Below are 22,009 nucleotides of genomic sequence, written 5' to 3'. Positions count from 1 at the left end.
GGGATTCAAGGTTTTGGTAAAAGTGATCTGTACCAGCTTTTACGGGGTGTTGACTGATATGAAAAAGTAGTCCAGGGCTTTTTTGACTATCAATTTTCGAGTTGAGCCCAAAGCCCCATCGAGGTCATGCGTTTATAGAGTAAACATCTGCAAAACACCCTTCAGACCCCAGCGGGGTCATACATTTGTAAAAATAACAGTGCAGTGCAAACCTCGACCCTAGCAGGGTCGCACCTCCCGCCAAACCACAAGCCTAAAGCCCCTTCGGGGCGAACTGTTTGTAAAAACGTATAAAGTGAAAATTACGCTCCGTAGGAGCGACCCGTAAGACTAGCTACTTATAAATCTCATTGATAATACCTGCCAATCGAACACCTGCTTGGGCGATTCTTAGCTCTACGATATCGAAATATTTGAAGGAGTATTCATAACTCAATCTACCGTTTTCAGGAATGTCATACACCTTATCGCGGTAGCTCATAGACTCCATGGCCATATCGCGAACCGTGGCGGCCTGCCATCCCTTTACTTGCTCTTTTGTGGGGTGGTTTACTATATCCGCAAACTCAGTATAGCTGTATTGTTTGCCCTCAATCATACGGCTGTCCCAAACGCTGTGTAAGTTGGTGTTGCTGCCAAACCATTCCACTTTCGTGTCATTTCCGCCTCTGTCTTCTCCGTTGCCTACGTGCATAGGTTGGTGGATATCGCCCACAAGGTGCACTAGGAACTTAAGGTTAGTCGCTTCCTGCTCAGGCGTAAGGCCACCCGCTTTTAATTCTTTGATTACCTTTTCTATGGCCCAAACCACATCACCACCTTCTTGCGTTGGTGCAGTTTCATAGGTCATGCCCTCAGGGATGGTGCAATAATGCCAAGCACTGGCGTAATCGAAAGAGCGATCAGATTTAATATCATCCATCCAAGTACTTGCTACGGCCAGGGTTTCAGTACCTAAAACTCGTTTCACATTCTTCTGTGCCTTTTTAGTCAACATACCATCAGCAATATGACCGACAGCACGGTGACCAATTTGACCCCAAAAAACGGTCTCGTCTTTAAGGGTGTGGCTGAAAATGAATAGTGTGGTCAGTAATAATAACTTCTTCATAAAATGGGTATTCGTTTGCGCTACAAGATTATGAAAATTCATTGGCTTCATCATTATTGAAGCATCAAGAGAACATTATTAAAATTTGAAATGGCAGAATTATCTAATAAATTCGGTGATAATTAATTTTACGCCAGCCATAAGCTTCACCAGCTTTTCGTCAACGAAGTGGCCGTTTTTTATGGGTTGACTAGGAGGTAGACTACTTCCTTTGGAACAGTCAGAACTAATCATTTAAAGGTTTTCGGGTTTGCGGTTAATTTCACCACTCTCTAATTAATTGGTGAAATTGTATCAAGCTATATTTTAGAGCTTTTCTAAAATCAATATCATCATAGCTATCGTAAAAGTCCCTTTCATATTCTTCTTCGATTCCTTCAAACTCCTTATTATACAAAACCGCTGCTTTCTTAATTTTTCGGCCATTTAAATCTGCTTTTAAAAATGATTCTCTTAATAAATCCATGAACGAAAATTCATATTTAAAGACAAACTCATGGAGTGATATCTCTTTAGCCTGATCCAATATTTGCTCCCATCCATTTTGATATCCATCGCTGGGTTTTGTCTTTAGATAACTGATCAAATCATCGTTTACTTGGCCTATTACCCTGTGAGTTAGATCTTCTAACTGATCAAATTCCATTTTCTACTTGATTAAAGTTATTTAATGATTACAATTTAACTTTTTATTATCTCATTAAATGAGATAATAATCTTTCATTTCATTATATTCGATTCTCATAAAGTCTAAGCGCTGATGAACCGCATAAAAGCAGTTTTAGAAGAGAAAGGAATCAAGCAAACTTGGCTCGCTGAAAAGCTCGAAAAGAGCTATAACATGGTGAATTCATATGTTCAAAATAGAAGACAACCAAGTTTAGAGGATTTATATCGTATTGCTGAAATATTGGATGTTGATGCAAAAGATTTACTAGCTCATAAGAGGTATGAATAGACATTTATCAGAATCGGATACTAGAGCAAAATATATTGATCCATTGCTTAAAAATGCTGGATGGGACGAAGGGTATATTGTTCGTGAATACTATTTCACAGACGGTAGGAAGTTGATTGGTGATAAAAGAGGGAAGAGACTTTTTCTGGATTATTTATTACGATATAACGGATCAAACCTAGCAATTATTGAAGCAAAAAAAATTGGTAAACATCCAACTGATGGATTGCAACAAGCAATTGAATATGCCGAGAAACTCAAAATTGATATAGTCTATGCCACCAATGGTGAACAACTCTATTTGTTCGATATAAGAACAGGGAAGGGTGATTATGTTGATGAATTCCTCAATCCTGAGGAATTATTCAATCTGAATTTTGACAAGCAAAACAATTTAAAAAAGAAGCTTTTGTCAATCCCATTTTATTTAACAGGCTCTTTTTCTCCAAGATACTATCAAGAGATTGCTGTCAACAAAGTGATGGAAAATATAGCTGAAGGCAAAGATCGAATGTTACTTACTCTAGCAACAGGTACGGGTAAAACATTCATTTCCTTTCAAATTGTACATAAGCTTCTAGAGGGTAAATGGAATAAAGATGGCGAGAGTAGAAGACCTAGAATATTGTTTCTAGCTGATAGAAATATACTTGCTGATCAAGCGATAAACACTTTTAATCCTTATGAAAATGATCTAATCAAAATTAATGGGGAAGAGGTTAGAAAAAGGAATGGGGAAGTTCCAACTAACGCATATATCTTCTTTGCAATTTATCAGGCACTTGCAGATCGAGAAAATGAAGAGCAGGAGAATATAGGAGGGTACTATCGTCAATACCCTGAAGATTTTTTTGATATTATTATAATTGATGAGTGTCATCGAGGAAGTGCTAATGAAGCAGGTTCATGGCGACTAATTCTTGATCACTTTAAGCCAGCTGTTCATTTGGGACTTACTGCTACTCCAAAACGAGAAGATAATGTTGATACATACAAATACTTTGGTAAGCCAATTTATGAGTATTCACTAAAGGACGGAATTTCAGATGGCTTTCTAACGCCATATAAGGTCAAAAGGATCACAACAAACATTGATGAGTATATTCATACAAATGACAATGAAGTCATCAAGGGAGCTGTGACAAAAGGACGCTATGAGATTAAAGATTTTGAACGCATTATTACCGTAAATGAGCGTACCGATCTTATTGCAAGAGCAATTCTCAATCAAATTGAACCAATGGACAAAACCATTGTGTTTTGCGTAAATCAGGAGCATGCCTTGACCATGCGAGATATGATCAACAATCATAAGGAAATTGGTGATCCAAAATACTGCGTTCGTGTAACATCGGATGAAGGTTCAATAGGAATTGGGTATCTCGAAGATTTTCAAAATAATGATAAAGACATTCCTGCGATACTTACATCATCGCAAATGCTTACTACCGGGGTTGATGCCAGAAATGTGAGAAATATTGTAATAGTCAGGACAATCAATTCACATGTTGAATTCAAACAAATTATTGGTAGAGGAACGAGACTCTTTGATGGAAAGGATTTCTTCACTATTATCGATTTCACTGGTGCTACAAATGCCTTTTATGATAGTGATTGGGATGGCCCACCAGAGGAAGAAGTAGATACCGAAGAAAGAGGGGCAAGCGAACCAAGAAAAAAAAAGAAGTATAAAACGCCACCAGAAAAACCCAGTACATTTAAAGAACCAGAAGAAAAACTGGTAATCAAGTTGAGTAATGGGAATAGTCTAAAAGTGACTAATGTCGAAACACGTTATATTGATGAAAATGGTAAGCCGCTTACAGTCAGAGAATTTTTAGAAAAATTGGTTGGTAACCTTCCTAATCTATTTAAGAATGAAGATCAGTTAAGGCAAGCCTGGTCGAATCCAGAAACCAGAATTGCTCTTCTAGAAAAGTTGGGGCAATTGGGTTTTGACAAAGAACAATTAGATGCTTTAAGATTAATGGTAGCTTCTCCTCAAGTGGACATATTTGATGTGTTAGCGCATATTTCTTTTAGGTCCGACATAAAAACAAGGAAAGAAAGAGTCATTCATGTGAAAGGCCAAACACAAACGCTTTCAGTCTATTCGGATTTAAGGGCGAAGGAGTTTATCGATTTTATACTTGATCATTATGAAAAATATGGAGAAGATGAGCTTTCTAAAGATAAACTGGGAGACTTAGTAAAATTGAAACTGGGTACTCCAAAGGATGCCAAATTGATTTTTGGTGACTTAAAAAAATTAAAAGAAGCTTACTATGAGCTTCAAGAACAAATTTACAAGGCTAGTTAACTATGGACATAACATTTACTTCCAAACTTGTTCGGAGACCACAAACTTTTACCTTAAATCAAGGTGTCACGACTTTCATCGGTGAAAATGGTTCTGGCAAGTCTTCAATTTTGGAATCCATATTTGAAGATTACCTTGACAATGAAGACCAAAAAATAATATGCTTCTCTTCTGGTCAGAATGAGCTGTTCAGTGATCTATTCAATACTTATAAAAAGAAAAGCACACGGTTTATTAGGGAAGAAGGTCAATCTATTAAGTCTTTTTACTTCAATTATGATTGGGTTAGAATTCTCATTTTCTTTGCGAGTCAACTAAAACGTGATGGTTTTGTAAGAAGATACTTGGTAGATCATAATTACATAGCAGAAAACGATTTGGGAGATGATGAGTCCTCTGAGTTTTGGTTCAGGCTCAGAGTGCGTAAATATTATACTCAAAAGATTAGAGCTGAAATCGCAGCTGAAGAAACTGGTGAGTTTGATCCTGAAGCTCAATTGCTGAGGAAGACAGACTTTCATGAAACATTGGAAAATCTAATTGAAGGGTTAGAAATAGATTTTGATTTCAGAAACAATGACAATCTCGTAAAAAGGTGGGTGAAATTAGATTCAAATAACGTCTTTGACATTTTTACCCATAAGGATGCTTCTAAAATATTCTCATTTTTCGCTTTGAGTTCTCATGGATGGCTCTCGAACATTGAAATGCACGAATCTCAATTGAAGTTCAGTTCAGGATTAGAATTCAAGTACTTAAGTGATGGGGAATATCAATTATTAAGCATGTACGCTTTGCTTGATTTGTTCGATGCCCCAAACACCATTTTTCTTTTAGATGAAGTGGACTCCCATTTATACTATAAGAATGTTAAAAAGCTCTGGAATAGACTGGATGATATTGAAGGAAGAGTTTTAACTACAACTCATTCAGCCGATTCATTATTGAATTCAAATTTTGACCGAATCAGATATATCAAGAGCGGACGAATAGAAACCGGATTGGCTATAAATGAGTTACTTAAAAGGCTATCAGATATTATAGGTGATACTGATCAACAATATTTCATTGCTTCTAGAATAATGGATATAGTTCTGGTTGATGATCAGGATGATTGGACAATTTTTAAAAAATTATCTGTCAAGAAATTAGGTGTTGGTTGCCTTGAAATCTTAGATAAAATTATTCCAGTGAAAAGGCACTCTGGATATAACAATCCAAATATGATATTTGGAGAGAGTAAACTCAGATTTGTCAAGGAATTTATCATAGCAGTCGATGGACGTGAAATTCAAACTCGAAATATATTTGCCCTTTGCGATAAAGATGATTTAGGGGTCAATTTAGTTGGAGTAGATCACCGTGTAACTATTCCGCAAGAGTTTCAAAGGCTGAGAAATCAATCAGGAAACCAGCCAAATTATTTTCTATTGAGTTGGAAACGTAGAGAAATTGAAAATTATTTAATCAGTAACTCGGCATTCAATCATTTTGACATGTCTCCCGAGCTTCAAAGAGCATTTCCCAATAATATTCCTGCTATTGGCAATAATTGTGACGGGAATGGAGACGTAGCAGAATACAGGTGTAAGCCATTAACTCATCCATTTTACAAAGCAAATGGTTTTGATGAAACACAATTAGATCAGTTGATCGCTCAAATTCCAGCTATTGAAATATCCGAAGACATCACACACCTTTACAGTTTTTTTAGAGACAACCTATGAGTATAAAAGAGATACAAAATAAAGTCAATCGCATTACGGATATCCTGAGAAGGGATGATGGTATCAATGGAGCGATGGGCTATACCGAACAGATAAGCTGGGTGCTTTTCCTTAAGTTTTTTAATGACTATGAAGAGAATAAGTACGATACAGCTGAATTAAATGGTGAAAAATATGATTTCATTATTTCGCCCCAATTTAGATGGTCTCAATGGGCATGTCCAAAGAATGATGATGGCACTCCAAAAAAGAAAGTTGATACTGGGAAGGATCTGAATGATTTCGTAAATGATCACTTATTTCCATATTTAAAGGATTTTTCTAAATCAGGCATAAATCATCCTAAATCTCCAAAGTATAAAATCGGGGCTATTTTCGAGTATTTAGATAACAAAATAGCTAGCGGGCATACGCTTAGAGAGGTACTAGACATAGTAGATACTTTGGACTTCCAAAGCCAAGAAGAACTACATGAATTATCTGTGGTGTATGAAGGGCTCTTGCAAGGCATGGGTAGTGACGGTGGAAACTCAGGAGAATTCTATACCCCTAGAGCAATAATCAAATCAATTGTAGAAGTAATAGAACCTAGAGTAGGGCAGAGTATTTACGATGGTGCTATCGGAAGTGCAGGTTTTTTGGTGGATGCATTTGAGTTTTTGATGCAATCTGAAAAACGTGAGTCTTACAACACGACACAGCTTAAAACGATTCAGGAGGATACATTTTTTGGCTTTGAGAAAACATCACTTGGTTACGTGATGGGCATGATGAACATGATATTACATGGCATTGAAAGCCCTAATGTCTACAAGCAGAATACATTAACTCAGAACATCCGAGATATTCAGGAAAAAGAACGGCACGATATCATTCTTGCAAACCCTCCATTTGGCGGCAAGGAAAAGAGTCAGATTCAGCAAAATTTTCCAGTCCAGAGCAATGCTACGGAACTCCTCTTCCTACAACACTTTATGAAGATGCTGAAACTGAATGGCAAAGCCGCCATTGTTGTGCCAGAAGGAGTGCTTTTTCAAACCAATGCAGCTTTTGCTAAAGTAAAGGAGGATTTGCTACATCACTTCAATCTTCATACTATACTAAGTCTGCCGAGTGGCGTGTTTTTACCCTATAGTGGAGTAAAGACAAACGTAATCTTCTTCGAACGAAAAGGAGCTACTTCTGACATTTGGTATTACGAAGTAGAACCTCCTTACAAACTGACCAAGAATAAGCCTTTGAGTGATGAACACATGGCTGATTTTGTCAGGCTCTATAAAAACCCAAAGAATAGAAACAAAGGAAAACAGGATTGGACTGTTCATGTAAATGAAATCAAGGAATTCGATCTCTCAGCAAAGAATCCAAGCAAGGAAATATCAATCGAATATAAAAGCCCCAAAGATCTTTTAGATGTAATCAAAGAGGATGATGCTCTAATAGAAAATCTAACTAAAAAGCTAAGAAAAAGTGTATTAGATAGAGAGCTAAATAGGACTATAAGTTTGAAAGAAGATAAGCTAGAAAATTTAATAACTGAGATGGTTTCTGGTTTTGCTTGTAATAAATCCAATGAAAAACCTAATGGGTTTGTTCATTTAAGAACGCATAATATTGACTTTACAGGAAAGCTAAATTTTGATTTACTCATCAAAATAGATAACAGGAAAGTAGATCTTAAGAAGAGTAAACTCAAATCAGGCGATATTTTATTCAATAACACAAATAGTAAAGAGCTTGTTGGAAAAACAGCACTGATTGATCAAGATTATGATTATGGTTTCAGTAATCATCTTACTAGAATACGAGTTGACAAGAATAAAATAAATGCTGAATACTTAGTCAATTACTTAATGAACCTTCACCAGCAGGGCTATTTTCTCAGAATTTGCAAAAAATGGATCGGCCAAGCAGGTGTTAACTCAAGTATGCTGAAAGAGACTATTATTAAATACCCCATAGACCCTAAAGATCAAGAAATAATCAATGAAAAAGTTAGGACAGTAAATGATGGCAGTAATATGCTAATCAAAGAAATAGAAGTAAAAATAAATAACCTTAAGTCATTGAAGGCCAGTTTATTGGATTCCGCTTTTAAAGGGGAATTGTAAATTATAGCTTGTATCCAAAATAATATATTATGTATTTTTTAAATGAAGATGATCCAGCCTTCTTATTTGAGGGAATAGTAAGAGCAGCTTTTGACAATTGCTCTAAATGGGGAGACCCATTTGGCTATGCGGCACAAGATCGATATGCCAATTTTGTTGGGGATATTAAATTAAGAGGAAAAAGGATTTTAGCAACAACTATCTCCAAAGTCATTATAGATCATAAGGATAATGAAGAGGCCGTAAAAAAATTACGGAAGCTAGATGATAAAATTTGGGAGCTGAAAGAGCAAGGTGAAGTTATTGACTGGCTTGAGAAATTAAAGAATGAAATGGAGGAATTAGGGTACTAAGTATTTTCTAATGACCGAATCATCAAAGCAACTTAACAACTTATGGGCTGCTCTTAATGCAATAAGAGACATGTTTGGAATGGCAAAAGGTAAGAAGCCTTCATATTCTGAGACAATTCAACGTGCACAAGACATTGAGCCAGAGGTTTTCCATGATGACATCGGTTTAATCAAACAAAACAAAGATCCTAAGATCGTAAGACAATACAGTCAATTGGCTGCTGCCGAAGGTGAAAGCCCAGTCAAGTTGATAAGTGATGATATTAATCGTTTGAGAATATCTAAAAGAAACTCACAGAGTGAGACAGATGCGATTGATAGAAGAATAAAACGTCTAAATAAGGCTTTGAATTATTTCGAATCTCAACAGATGATGTTTACTGAGAATGAAATTTTGATGCGTGATTTCAATATCCCCTCGGACATGCCAATTCTTAGAGAAGCTTATGGAAAACACAAAGATTATCAGTTAAATGATAACAAATTATTGCGTGTGAGATTCGCACATCCTGGTAAAGTAGAGCAAGCATTGGGCTGCGATTTAATATATGAGGTTTATGATCATGCAACTGATAAAATCAGGTTTGTTCACATACAATATAAGCTCTGGGACGGTGACGCTCTGTATTGGAGTCAAGCAACCAATCTTGACGATCAACTTAAGCGAATGACGCGAGAAATATGCTCCAAAGGTTATTGTGATGGATCATCTTATGAATATAGATGTCCACACTGTAGTGCATTCCTAAGACCAACAGATAGATTGGTTGATCAATATAGTCCACTAAAATCTAGTGGGTTTCACCTCCAAATATGCGATTTAGATTCCTACACAAAAATGGGCAGAAGAGACAAGATTTTATATCGTGCGGACATTGAAGATTCCACATTATCCAGCAACACATTTGATGAACTCTTTAAAAAGAATTTCATTGGTTCACGTTGGCTAGTCAAATCTGAGGTTGACAAGATTTATAAAGGACTGATCACAAATGATCATGCAGATTCATTCACATTGCATGCCACGGAAATAGGGAGATAAATGGACTTATACAAAATCAATAAATCTAAACTCGAAGAAGTTAGAAACACTCCTTTTAAACTGGAAAAGGACATTCAATCATTAGTTGAAGATAACTTAGAAGTTCTATTTGGACTTGAGTTTGTAAAGACTGAATTTCAGTTGAATAACTTTAGGGTTGATACACTTGGATTTGACCAACAGTCCCAGTCATTTGTAATCATCGAGTACAAAAAAGGCCATAGCTATTCTGTTATTGATCAGGGCTATTCTTATCTATCATTATTACTAAATAATAAGGCTGATTTTATCTTAGAATATCAGGAATGCACCAATAGATCTTTGAAAAAAGGTGATGTGGATTGGAGTCAATCTAAAGTAATTTTTATATCACCTCAGTTTACAACCTTTCAAAAACAAAGTATCGAATTTAAAGACTTACCATTTGATCTTTGGGAGATCAAGAAATATTCAAATGACACAGTCATTCTCAATCAACACAAGCCCACTAGCCAGGAGAGCGTGAAAACCATAAGCTCAAAAGATGAGAGGGCAGAACAGGTTAGCAAGGAGATAGTGGTTTATACGGAAGAAGATCACTATCAGAAAGGCAACCCTGAGATTAGAGAGTTGGCAACCGCCTTTAGAGATCGAATTTTAGAATTAGACAATATCGAAATCAATCCAGTCAAACAGTACATTGGATTCAAACTCAACAAACGAATCGTTACGGATTTTGAGGTACAGAAAAACAAGCTCAAACTCAGAATCAATTTGAAAAAAGGAGCATTGGATGATCCTAAAAATCTATTTAGAGATGTATCAAATATTGGAACGTTCGGAGTAGGGGACTATGAAGTAGTTGTAACCCCAGATAGTGACTTGGATTACTTAATGAGCTTAATCAAGCAGAGTTATAAGTATCATATCAACTAGCGATTATGGCACATGATGAAGTCAAAGTCCCTAAATGGCTTATTGTTTTAATAGTTGTGATACTATTCTTTGCTCTCATAGTCTATATAACCACTTTGGGAAAAGTAGATATTGGTGCTAAAGGGGGATTTCCAGAAGAATTCAAGGAAAATAAGGAAAAAGCTCAAAGCAGGCACAAAAAGCTCGTTGATCTTATAGCTAAGAAAATCGAAGTTAAAACGAAGCTAGAAAGAAGGTTCAGAAGCATCTATTTATGGGTTAGGGTTTTATTTGTCGCTGCTTGGGCGGGCCTAATGTTGCTGGGTTTTCATATGGGTTATATCAATAATCTTGAAGACACTTTAAACTATTCCGAAGCGACATTGCTCATAGCTTTTGGGTTCAATTTTCTGTGTTTTGGAAGCTTGACAAACTTGGAAAGAACGTTGCAACATGTCAAAACGAGACTTGAAAACTGGATATATGGAAAGTATATTACAATTCAAGATGATATTGATAGGAATCAACTAGAACTCTTTCAATTGAAAATTGACACTCAACAAATCCCCCCAACTATCTAAACCCTTTTCCTCCTCGCTAAAACCACAGCGCCAATAATCATCAAAAGGGCACCGATGCTGAAGATCATAATCAAATAGGACATATTGCGCTGAATGACCACAAAGTCGGCAATGCCAGCGGCTTCAACTCACCATTCGTCTGCTAGGGTGGAAACCTTGATTACCTCAGCGGTTACTGGTCAGACTGATGTAAGAGGACTACAAGAAGCTAACTAAATAGAACCACTAGAGGTTCTATCCCTTGTTTAGAACCTTTAAAGGTTATATTCTTTGTTTATAACGCAAGAAGGTTATAAAATCAACGCTATGAAGATAGTTACTGCTGTTATTACAGGTGATATTATTAGGTCTACAGCTATAGAAGGTGATTACAGAGAGGTTTTACACCGAATAACTTTACGCTCGCTATTTTTATTGGGTTGCTCGTTCAGCTAATCATTAATTAGCTGTTTTTAGTGATTTTATCCATCTAACCTCTTTTCCTTCTTCCCAAAACCACCTTACCTTTAACAAAAAGATGGCTCAATACTCGCAGTTTCAACTCACCATTCGTCTGCTAGGCTAGAAGCACGAATCACGGCAGCAGTTACCGGTCAGGTTGATGTTCCAAACGACATATTAGATTCAGTACTGTTAGTATTCCTAAAGGTACTAAAGCACGCTTAGAACTGCTGAAGGTACTAAAGTAGAGATAGCACCAAATAATGTAGGCTTTGTAATAGAACCCATAGAGGTTCTATTACTTGTTTAGAACCTTTAAAGGTTCTAAATTGTAGCTATGAACAATAAGATAAAAGCAGTAATTACAGGAGATATAGTAGGGTCTACACTAATCACAGCTGATTTTAAAAAAGTACTGCATCAAATAGGTGATGATATACAACAACATCAAGATGAACATTTCATTCTAGATATTTATAGAGGCGATAGTTTTCAGTCTATATCTCGTCAAGCAAATAAAGCACTACTTGTACTATTAATTATTAAGGCAGGTTTAAAGAGGTACAGCAACAAGAAGGGGAGTAAAGAAGTGCAGTGGGATGCCAGAATGTCTCTTGGTATTGGTGTACTAGAGGATTATCCTAATGGAAATAATTTAAGCGAATCATCTGGCGAGCCATTTACCATTTCTGGAAGGGCCTTCGATAAAATGAAAGAAAAAGGAACACTCATACAAATCAAAACCAACGATGAATCGATCAATGCAGAGTTAGAGGCCGTAGTACCATTAATTGAGGTAATCACAGACAGGTGGACCACTGCGCAAGCAGACGCTGTTTATAGATCACTTCTACTTACAGAGGCTACTCAAGAAGAGATAGGGAAAATACTAGGTAAGTCGCAAAGAGTAATTAGTAAAAGGTTAAACTTAAGTAAGATAGATGCCATAAAGCCTTATTTGAAAAGATTTGAAAAACAATTGAAATGGATGAATCTAGTATAACCCTATTACTGAGACTTATAATAGCTCACCTCTTGGCCGATTTTGTTTTTCAAACCAACGGCATGGTCAAGGGCAAGAGAGAAAATGGCCCAAGGTCTTCCCAATTCAGGTGGCACCTCGTCATCGTAGCGGTGTTGACTTATCTCTTTATAGCCGACTGGGCGAATTGGTGGGCACCAATTGCCATGGCCATTGCGCATGGTATTATCGATTGGATAAAAATCAGCATCAAGAAAGACAACATGTGGATTTATCTAGGCGATCAATTTGCTCACTTTATCAGCATTATCTTGCTATGGATGCTGCTAATACCAAAACCAATCGCAGCAATGATTGATCTAAGTTCTTTTGAATTTCATTCAACGTTCCTCATCATCGCTATTGCATACATTATAGTAGCGCTACCATCAGGTGTACTGATTGGCTACCTCACCAAATCATGGCAAGAGCAATTAAGCGATAAACAAAACCAAGAAAGCCTAAAAGATGCGGGCAAATGGATTGGCATCATAGAACGACTACTCATTTTAACCTTTATCATTTTCAACCAATGGGAACCCATAGGCTTTTTACTCGCTGCAAAATCAGTTTTTCGATTTGGCGATTTAAAGAAGGGCAAAGAACAAAAGAAAACAGAGTACATATTAATCGGGACGCTGTTAAGCTTTACTCTCGCTATTTTTATTGGGTTGCTCGTTCAACTGATGATTAATTAGCCGCTTCTATTGATCTTACCATCTAACCTCTTTTCCTCCTCGCTAAAACCACAGCGCCAATAATCATCAAAAGGGCACCAATGCTGAAGAGCATAATCAAATAGGACATATTGCGCTGAATGACCACAAAGTCGGCAATGCCAGCGGCTTCAAATAACCATTCGTCTGCTAGGGTGGAAGCAATATTAGGGCTGCCCATTTCCATAATGATAATGCCGTTTTTAGCCATCAAATCAATGCGAGCCGCAGTATTTACGGTCGGTCTATTGCTGTTGCCGTCATGTCCAATCACATAAGAATCTTCAGCGTTTTGGCTGTACAAATGAGGTCCCATGCCATAGACGCCTATTTGACCAATAAAGGTTTCCGCTTGGGTCATTTGTGTGATGGTCTCAGGCTTCAATACTGGGTTCGGGTTGATATTGGCCAATAAGAACTTGGTTAAGTCTGCCGCAGAAGTATACAGCGAGGCAGCGGCCAATGAAGTAAACTTGTAAGGAGCAGAAACAGTACCATCAGATTTATAAAGCGTGGCCAATTCAAGGTCAGGGCGCAGGGCTAAATCAAAGGTAGAGTTGTTCATGCCCAGCGGTTTAAAAACCGTCTCTGTCATGTAGTCTTGAAAAGATTGACCTGAGACTTCTTCAATCAGCAATTGTAGCAAAGTATAGCCGCCTCCAGAATACATGTATTGCGTTCCTGGTGCTACACCCACCTTGGTCACGCCATCTGAATAGCCTGCATCGGCCGCCTTCGTAAGCGATTCTTCGAGGCTTTGCACTGTTTCATCGGGCCCAAAACCTTCATAGCCCAAATCGTCCACCAAACCAGCAGAGTGGGAGAGCAGCCTGCGCACGGTTACTTTACTATTGTCAAAGTCGCTGGCGGGTAAATGCCAACGCGTTAAGTAGTCGTCCACCGGTTGATCTAAATCCAACTGGCCATTTTGCACGAGTGACATAATTCCCCAAGAAGTCACCCATTTACTGACCGATGCCATTTGAAAAACGGTGTTTTCATGCACGGGCTTATCCTCAGAATGGAAGAACTGCTCCGCTACTTTTCCATTCTCCACCAACACCATGGCCATATTGCCGACAAACTCTTGCTCGATTTGCGCTTTGGTGGCTTCTACAAAAGCTTCTGGGCTTTCATCTTTAGAAAGGCTTTTTAAAATGAAACCATCGGAAATACCATAAATGATAAAAACGGCCCAAAGGATGATGGCAAGAAGGGTAAGCGTAATGTATTTGAAGGTTTTCATGCGTAGTGTTTGTAATGGTTTTTCGATTGAGTCGGGAAATTGCAGAAAACATACCGACCGAACAACTAATTTAATAGTTAATTGAGGTGTTTGATTCTACCAATACAAGCCACACGTCCGACTACTTTCAGAGGTCTGACGAGTTTGCCTCATCACACCCCAACACTTCAACACTTTGCCACTTCCACACATTAAACACTAAACCCTGAGCACCGAGCACTAACCACTCTTCAACACCTCAACACATCCACACTTCAACACATATATTCCACAATTCAATACCTCCCCAGTGTTAACTACCGTTAATTAGTTGTACATAAGTGAAAGATATACTTCTTTTATATTTGCGTAAGTAATAACCTAACCGCCATACGCATGAAAGGAACATACCTCGGAGAATTTGAAGAACTGGTGCTGCTTACCGTAGGCGCCCTTTATCCAGAAGCCTATGGGGTGGGCATTATGGACGATATCGCCAAAGAGACAGGCCGATCGGTAAATATTAGTGCCATCCATTCTGCCTTAAGGCGCTTGGATGAAAAGGGTTTTGTCACTTCCGAAATGGGTGGACCTACGAATGAAAGGGGAGGCCGTAGAAAACGCATTTTTGAACTCACGGCTTTCGGTAAAAAGGCTTTGGACGAAGTGCAAGAGCAGCGCATGAGTTTATACAACCGCATTCCCAACATCTCATTCGGCAGTTAATGAAGGAACAACAATCCATAAAGCCACCGCGCTGGAGCTATCGCTTCCTGACCTTCTTCTGCAAGGAAGAGTTTTTGGAAGAAATCAGTGGCGACTTAGAAGAGATCTATCAGGTCAATTGCCAAACCCATGGAAAACGAAGGGCCAATTGGCGCTACGCTTGGAATGTGCTGCGCTTTTTCAAATGGTCCAATATCAAGAAAACAACAAGGTTCAACTCAAATATTGTAACAATGACACGCAACAACTTTAAAATTGCCGCAAGGGTACTTTGGCGGCAGAAGGTAAATACCCTCTTAAATGTAACCGGAATCTCCATTGGCATCGCCTGCTTTTTGCTCATTTCACTTTATGTAAAGCGCGAAGTAAGCTTTGATAAATTCCATGAAAAAGGAGATAGAATCTACCGTACCTGGACATTAGAAGATTACGGTGGTGACCAACAGTTCTTTTACACCAACTCACCACTTCCTTTAGAAAAGGCGCTCGAAGACAATATTCCCGATATAGAAATGGCGGTGCAATACAACCGTAATAATTTTTTGGTGGGGGAAGAAGGTGCAAGAATCAACGAGCCCATTGCCATAGCCAGTCCAGAATTCTTTGAGATGTTTTCATTTCCTATTGTGAATGGAAATCAAGAAAAGCCATTGGCGGATAGAACGTCCATCGTCATCAGCGAGGCCTATGCGACTAAATACTTTGGAAGCAAAATGCCTATTGGCGAACCCATTTCGGTACAGATCAATGGGGAGAACCGCGTATTCAACGTGTCGGCCATTATGCAAGACTTGCCCAAGAATACAGGCTTCAGTTTTGACATGATGATCTCGAACAAGAATGATGATATTCTCTATAGAAAAGAAGCACTGCAAGCTTGGTTCAATGTTTCTCCAGAAACCTTTGTACTGATTAGAGAGAACTCTACGCTCGCAGCTACGGAAGAAAAACTGCCTGCCATGGTCAAAACCGCTTTGGGCGACAGGGTAGAAGAAGGAGAGTATACTTTGGGCTTACAACCCCTCACCGACATTCACCTGAATCCTGAATTTCCATTAGGAAATATGCCTGTTGGCAATCCTAAATATGTATATGTGCTTGGGGCCATTGGCTTGCTTGTACTCTTGATTGCTTGTATCAACTACACCACGCTTTCCATGGGGCAGTCCATGAAACGCGCCAAGGAAGTTGGGGTAAGAAAAGTGGTAGGTGCACAGAAATCAGGTTTGGTTTGGCAGTATCTTTCGGAAAGTGTTCTGATCACCTTTATTGCCATGGTCATTGGACTAGTGGTGGCCTATTTGCTCTTGCCGCTTTTCAATAACTTGGCCAATACAGATTTAGTCATGCCCTTCGATTTTGAATCGCTTTGGGTGTATTTGGTGATGGCTTTGGGCATCGGTTTGGCTACGGGTGCTTATCCTGCTTTGGTGCTTTCCAGCCTTAAATTAACCAATGTGCTTCGTGGTGGCTCGTCCAGCATGGGCGGAAAGAACGTGTTACGAAAATCACTCTTGGTCTTTCAATTATTGCTTACAGTCTTCCTGATCTCAAGCACCTTGATCATGAAAAAACAGCTCAATTTTATTCAGAACGAAGACTTGGGTTTCAATCGTGATGCGATGGTCTCTGTGGTTTTGTACCCAGCCCCTGAAGCACAGGGTTTAGGCGATAATTTTACCTCTGGCTTTAAAAACGGTCAACTATTGAAGACCAAGCTAGAATCGAACCCTGATGTTTCGGATGTCGCCATGGGAAGCCATATTTTCGGTGCTAATGGATGGATGAAAGTGGGTTTCAATGATAACAATGATGCCTTTAAGCAATTCAACCTGTTGGTGGTTGATCCTTATTATATTTCGAGTTTTGGCATTCAAATGAAAGAGGGCAGAGACTTTGACCCTGCATTGGATTTAGACAAGCGAGAATCCATTATTCTGAACCAAGCCGCAGTGGATTATTTCGGTTTAACTGACCCCATAGGAAAGCAGCTTCCGGGGCAGGACTTTGGTAATAACACCATTATTGGTATTACCGAAGATTTCAATTTTGAGTCGCTGCATAGCGAGGTTCGTCCTTTAGTAATTACACAAAATGACCAAACCATATTTTCTGGCATCAATGATATTAGTATTAACGATTCGCCTACCCCAAAATTGGTGTTCAAATATACTGGAACGAGCCTTTTAGAAGTGAAATCCATACTAGATAAGGCTTGGGCTTCCACTTTCCCTAACGAAGAATTGAGGTTCGATTTTGTGGATGAGAAGTTGCGATTAATGTATCAAGATGAAGCAAGGGTAAATAAAATTGTCGGCATAGCTACCGTATTAAGTGTGTTGATTGCCAGTATAGGGCTATTAGGGCTTACTATTCTTATTGTGAATACGAAGGTGAAGGAGATCGGAATCCGTAAAATATTGGGGGCATCACCACTCAAAATCTTCGCAATGCTGTTCAATGATTTTTCGTGGCAGTTGATCATCGCTATTGTATTGTCGGTGCCGCTTACTTGGTATTTAATGAGCAACTGGCTCAAAGACTTTGCCTACCAAATTAGCATAGGTGCAGACATGTTTGTTTTAAGCGCAGCCCTGGCCTTTGGCTTAACCACATTGGTGATTAGCTATCATGCCATCAGGGCAGCTAAATCGAACCCTGTGAAGGCCTTGAGAGCGGAATAACCAAAATATATATTTATAACATGATAATGGGCTTCTCTTTGCGGGAAGTCCATTATTTTTTTACCGTCTTTCAAGGGGGATGTAATAGATTTCCGTTGTTCAAATCAGAAATGTCCTATTAAGAGCGTAGGCATAATGTGCCAAATTTTATTTTCCATTGATGTAAATTGGACTTATAAATGACTGGCAAATTTTAGTTTTGTATAATGTTCAAAACATCTTTGGCCCTGTTTTTACTTTTTATTGGGCTTTCATCTTTCAGTCAGGAATTAGAAATTAGAAGAACTACTGGCCCTATCGTGCTTGATGGTGTTCTTGATGAAGCTGCTTGGGCTTTTGCCGATTCGGCTTATAACTTCAAACAGTATTTCCCTTATGATTCTTCCTTGGCAGTGGCGCAAACCACGGCAAGAATACTGTATGATGATGAGTTCATCTATGTTTCGGGTGTAATGAGAAACCCGAATGGGGAGAGAAATTACATTACACCATCGCTCAGAAGAGATTTTAGGGGAGAAGCGAACGATTCATTTTCTGTTATTTTTGACCCATTTCAGGACAATACCAATGCGGTGCTTTTTGGTATTAATCCTTTTGGCGTCCGCAGGGAAGGTTTAATTGCCAATGGAGGATCTGGAGATGGCGCCTTTAGCTTGGACTGGGACAATAAATGGCAAGGCGTAGTCAAACAATATGATGGGTATTGGGTGGCAGAAATGGCCATTCCTTTTAAGACGTTGCGCTTTACCGAAGATCAAAGCCAATGGAATGTGAATTTCTATCGAATCGACAGTGAATACACTGAGCGCTCTACTTGGTCGCCTATTTCTCGTAATTTTTCTATCGTTAATTTGGGTACTATGCGCACCTTGAATTGGGATGAGCCCACCAAGAAACCCGGCTCGAACATCTCCTTCATTCCTTATTTGGCGGCAGGCACCAAGAAGAACTACCTCGATGAAAGCCTTTCCGAAAACAGTTTTGATGCAGGTTTTGATTTGAAGTTTGCGGTAACGCCCAGTTTAAACCTTGATGTTACGGTGAACCCTGATTTCTCGCAGGTGGAAGTAGATCAGCAGGTGACGAACTTAGACCGCTTCGAGATCTTCTTTCCTGAAAGGCGCCAGTTCTTTTTAGAAAATGCTGACCTTTTTGCGGCTTATGGAACGAGTAGTACCCGGCCATTTTTCTCTAGAAGAATAGGGGTGGCGCGGGATGAAAATACTGGTCAGAACGTTCAGAACCCAATTCCAGTAGGCACACGTTTGAGCGGGAAAGTAAATGATGACTTGCGTCTCGGTTTTCTTTCTATGCAGGCGGGAAGTGATGAAAGCATTGGGCTGCCTTCTTATAATTTCTCTGTGCTATCGCTTCAGCAAAAGGTTTTCAATCGCTCCAATGTTTCATTCTTGCTGGTGAACAAGCAGACTTTTCAGAAAGAAGAGGCCTATGACGCTGCCAACTTTACGGAATGGAATAGAACCGTGGGCATGGATTACAACATGGCTTCAGCCAATAATAGATGGGCAGGAAAGGCCTTCTATCATCAATCCATAGATCAGGTGCAACCCGATGAGGCTTATGCTGCGGGCTTTAACCTGTCATATGGGGTGCCCAAGCTTTCTGCGAACTTGTTCTCTCAAAAAGTAGGTGCAAATTATAACCCAGAAGTTGGTTTTGTAAGAAGACGAAATGTAAAACAGCTCAATGGCACGGCACGGTATTCCTTTTTTCCAGCCAATAGCGGAGTTCAGCGACATGGGCCAGGTATTGATTTCGATATGGTGGGCAATGCTGAATATGGCTTATTGGATTGGGATGCCAACTTGCTCTATGATGTGAATTGGAAGAATTCTACTTCGCTCAGTTTTCGACTGAGAAAACAGTACACTTACCTTTTCAATGGTTTCGACCCGAGCGGTTCAGGCGGTTTGGCGCTACCCAGCGATACAGATTATACCACCTACCTCTTTATTGCCAGTTTTCGATCAGACCAAAGGAAGGCTGTTTCTTATTCACTCAGCACAAGGTCGGGGGAGTATTACAATGGAACACGTTTGAATTTGGAAGGAAGTGTCTCTTTAAGATATCAACCGCTAGGTTTTACAAGCATTAATTTCGCTTATAACCGCATTCGCTTACCGCAACCCTACAATGACGCTAATCTGATTTTAATTGGGCCGCGTTTTGATTTTACCTTTACAAAAAAGCTTTTCTGGACCACTTTTGTACAATACAATAGCCAAATTGATAACTTGAATATTAACTCAAGAATTCAATGGCGATTTGCCCCAGTATCCGATTTCTTCCTGGTCTACACCGACAATTATTTAGCCACTGAAGATGGTGGTTTTATCGATATTGGAAGGTCAAAATCTAGGGCATTGGTATTTAAACTCACTTATTGGCTAAACTTATAATCTACCTTAAAATGAAGAAGCAATTCACACTCATCATGGCCGTATGCTTTGTTCTGGCTATTTCCGTAGGCTGTAAAACCAACGAATATGGTTTTACGAAAAAAGATGTCCGAAGCAGCCAAAAGCTAATGGGCTTGGATTTCGATAAAGACGCCATTGACACGATGTACCAATACTTGGGCAGAAATAAACGTGGCTATGATACCCTGAGGAAATACGAAACCTACAACGAAACTTTCCCTGCGATGACTTTCGATCCGCATCCTGCTGGTTTTGAGTTTCCAGTAGCACAGGCCAACGCAGCCTTCGTTATTCCTGAAAATGTAGCATTGCCGGCCAATAGAGAGGAGATTGCATTTTATAGTATTCCGCAACTGGCTTCGCTTTTGAAGAACAGAAAAATCACTTCGGTAGAGCTTACGGAGTTGTATGTCAATCGTATAAAGCGTTATGATGCTCAGCTTCAAAGTGTGATCAACCTAACGGAAGAACTGGGTATGGCACAAGCCAGAAAAGCAGATCAGGAAATTGCTGCTGGAAACTATAAAGGCCTATTGCATGGTATTCCTTATGGGGTGAAAGATTTGATGGCTGTTGAAGGTTATCCTACCACTTGGGGGGCTGCTCCTTATGAGCATCAAATGATCAATCATACATCGAGTGTAGTAAAGAAATTAGAAGCCCAAGGAGCGGTGCTAATTGCGAAACTGGTTTCTGGCTCATTGGCCAGGGGAGATGTCTGGTTTGGTGGGAAGACCAAAAATCCATGGGATTTGAATCAAGGCGCAAGTGGCTCTTCCGCTGGACCAGGTTCAGCTACCTCAGCAGGCTTGGTGGGCTTTTCATTGGGTACGGAAACCTTGGGATCGATTACCTCACCTTCGTCTAGAAATGGAATTACAGGCTTAAGACCGACTTATGGTCGTGTTAGTCGCTATGGTGTAATGAGTTTGAGTTGGTCGATGGATAAAATCGGCCCAATGTGTCGTTCTGCTGAAGACTGTGAAATTGTTTTCAACGCCATTTATGGTAAAGATCCAAAGGACCCAACCACCAGCAATGTGCCTTTTAATCGTTCGACCAAAAAGCCGAGCGAGTTAAGAGTGGCCTATTTGAAAAGAGACATCGATCGAGATTCTTCCGCCACAGGCAATAACATCAGGTCGGCTTTGGCTGTATTTAAAGAAATGGGAATTACGCCTACTGCGATAGAATTACCAACTGACTATCCATTCAATGTTTTCGATATCATTCTTCGTGCCGAAGCAGGTGCCTTCTTTGATGACCTGGTACGTTCAGGCGATGCAGACAGTATGGTAGAACAAACCAAAGGCTCGCGGGCCAACTCATTACGACAAGCCCGCTTTATTCCAGCTGTAGAATACATACAGGCCAACCGTCAAAGAAGACAGCTGATTGAAGAAGTGAATGCTTTGTTTATGCAGTACGATGTGATCATTTCCCAAACTTCTCGCGGAAGCCAGTTGCTGACGACCAATTTAACGGGGCATCCTGTAATCGCCATTCCAACAGGTTTCGATCAACGCAATAGACCAACAAGCTTAACACTTATTGGTAATTTGTACGATGAGGGAGTGATTTTAGCCTTGGCCAAAGCGTATCAAAATGTGACAGACTTTGATGAGCAACACCCGCCATTGTTTTCAACAAAAAAGTAA

Annotated in this window: 18 protein-coding genes; 15 read left to right on the top strand and 3 right to left on the bottom strand. The window is 39.4% G+C overall.

The genetic code is table 11. The features are described 5' to 3' along the window. Positions 1-334 precede the first annotated feature (334 nt). Positions 335-1,111 carry a S1/P1 nuclease gene (locus tag AWN68_RS15090; protein ID WP_068418524.1) on the bottom strand — a complete coding sequence of 259 codons (777 nt, stop codon included), beginning with the start codon at positions 1,109-1,111 and terminating at the stop codon, positions 335-337. Positions 1,112-1,373: 262 nt separating this feature from the next. After that, positions 1,374-1,757: a hypothetical protein gene (locus AWN68_RS15085; protein WP_068417437.1), complete on the bottom strand. Its 384-nt coding sequence runs from the start codon at positions 1,755-1,757 to the stop codon at positions 1,374-1,376. 114 nt (positions 1,758-1,871) lie between these two features. Here AWN68_RS15085 and AWN68_RS15080 point away from each other — a divergent pair, with 114 nt between their 5' ends. From AWN68_RS15080 to AWN68_RS15035, 11 genes are all read left to right on the top strand, one after another. Further along, on the top strand, positions 1,872-2,069 hold the full coding sequence (locus AWN68_RS15080) for a helix-turn-helix domain-containing protein (RefSeq protein WP_068417435.1): 198 nt from the start codon (positions 1,872-1,874) through the stop codon (positions 2,067-2,069). Beyond that, on the top strand, positions 2,062-4,389 hold the full coding sequence (gene hsdR / locus AWN68_RS15075) for an EcoAI/FtnUII family type I restriction enzme subunit R (RefSeq protein ID WP_068417432.1): 2,328 nt from the start codon (positions 2,062-2,064) through the stop codon (positions 4,387-4,389). The genes AWN68_RS15080 and hsdR overlap by 8 nt, the downstream gene beginning before the upstream one ends. A gap of 2 nt (positions 4,390-4,391) precedes the next feature. Then, the gene (locus tag AWN68_RS15070) at positions 4,392-6,116 is read left to right on the top strand and encodes an ATP-binding protein (protein ID WP_068417429.1); all 1,725 of its coding nucleotides are present in this window, start codon (positions 4,392-4,394) and stop codon (positions 6,114-6,116) included. Continuing rightward, positions 6,113-8,227: an N-6 DNA methylase gene (locus tag AWN68_RS15065; RefSeq protein WP_084362882.1), complete on the top strand. Its 2,115-nt coding sequence runs from the start codon at positions 6,113-6,115 to the stop codon at positions 8,225-8,227. Before AWN68_RS15070 ends, AWN68_RS15065 begins: the two co-directional genes overlap by 4 nt. 29 nt (positions 8,228-8,256) lie before the next feature. Then, on the top strand, positions 8,257-8,580 hold the full coding sequence (locus AWN68_RS15060) for a hypothetical protein (RefSeq protein WP_068417428.1): 324 nt from the start codon (positions 8,257-8,259) through the stop codon (positions 8,578-8,580). Positions 8,581-8,590: 10 nt separating this feature from the next. Then, on the top strand, positions 8,591-9,622 hold the full coding sequence (locus AWN68_RS15055; protein WP_068417427.1) for a hypothetical protein: 1,032 nt from the start codon (positions 8,591-8,593) through the stop codon (positions 9,620-9,622). Continuing rightward, positions 9,623-10,537 (top strand): DUF5655 domain-containing protein, encoded by a 915-nt coding sequence (locus AWN68_RS15050; RefSeq protein WP_068417422.1) that lies wholly within the window; start codon positions 9,623-9,625, stop codon positions 10,535-10,537. It abuts the gene before it with no gap. Between the two features lie 5 nt (positions 10,538-10,542). Continuing rightward, positions 10,543-11,097, top strand: coding sequence for a hypothetical protein (locus AWN68_RS15045; RefSeq protein ID WP_068417419.1), 555 nt, complete (start codon positions 10,543-10,545; stop codon positions 11,095-11,097). Between the two features lie 93 nt (positions 11,098-11,190). Next, complete coding sequence (locus AWN68_RS19230) at positions 11,191-11,313, top strand: hypothetical protein (protein ID WP_262501384.1); 123 nt, start codon at positions 11,191-11,193, stop codon at positions 11,311-11,313. A gap of 562 nt (positions 11,314-11,875) precedes the next feature. Continuing rightward, positions 11,876-12,541 (top strand): hypothetical protein, encoded by a 666-nt coding sequence (locus AWN68_RS15040; RefSeq protein WP_068417416.1) that lies wholly within the window; start codon positions 11,876-11,878, stop codon positions 12,539-12,541. Continuing rightward, positions 12,523-13,257 (top strand): DUF3307 domain-containing protein, encoded by a 735-nt coding sequence (locus AWN68_RS15035; RefSeq protein ID WP_068417412.1) that lies wholly within the window; start codon positions 12,523-12,525, stop codon positions 13,255-13,257. The genes AWN68_RS15040 and AWN68_RS15035 overlap by 19 nt, the downstream gene beginning before the upstream one ends. Positions 13,258-13,279: 22 nt before the next feature. Here the strand turns inward: AWN68_RS15035 and AWN68_RS15030 are convergent, their stop codons facing one another. Next, a complete protein-coding gene (locus tag AWN68_RS15030) occupies positions 13,280-14,521 on the bottom strand; it encodes a serine hydrolase domain-containing protein (protein WP_068417408.1) in 1,242 nt (413 codons plus the stop codon). 375 nt (positions 14,522-14,896) lie between these two features. Between AWN68_RS15030 and AWN68_RS15025 the strand changes: the two genes are divergently transcribed. From AWN68_RS15025 to AWN68_RS15010, 4 genes are all read left to right on the top strand, one after another. Further along, complete coding sequence (locus tag AWN68_RS15025) at positions 14,897-15,226, top strand: PadR family transcriptional regulator (RefSeq protein WP_068417406.1); 330 nt, start codon at positions 14,897-14,899, stop codon at positions 15,224-15,226. After that, a complete protein-coding gene (locus AWN68_RS15020; RefSeq protein WP_068417404.1) occupies positions 15,226-17,910 on the top strand; it encodes an ABC transporter permease in 2,685 nt (894 codons plus the stop codon). The genes AWN68_RS15025 and AWN68_RS15020 overlap by 1 nt, the downstream gene beginning before the upstream one ends. 206 nt (positions 17,911-18,116) lie before the next feature. Beyond that, positions 18,117-20,330: a DUF5916 domain-containing protein gene (locus AWN68_RS15015; protein WP_068417401.1), complete on the top strand. Its 2,214-nt coding sequence runs from the start codon at positions 18,117-18,119 to the stop codon at positions 20,328-20,330. 11 nt (positions 20,331-20,341) lie between these two features. Next, positions 20,342-22,009, top strand: a complete 1,668-nt coding sequence (locus tag AWN68_RS15010) for an amidase (protein WP_068418522.1) — start codon at positions 20,342-20,344, stop codon at positions 22,007-22,009.

Origin of the sequence: Roseivirga echinicomitans (assembly GCF_001592935.1) — a bacterium.
GTDB classification, from domain to species: Bacteria; Bacteroidota; Bacteroidia; order Cytophagales; family Cyclobacteriaceae; genus Roseivirga; species Roseivirga echinicomitans.
This window is presented reverse-complemented; position numbering and strand designations above follow the sequence as displayed.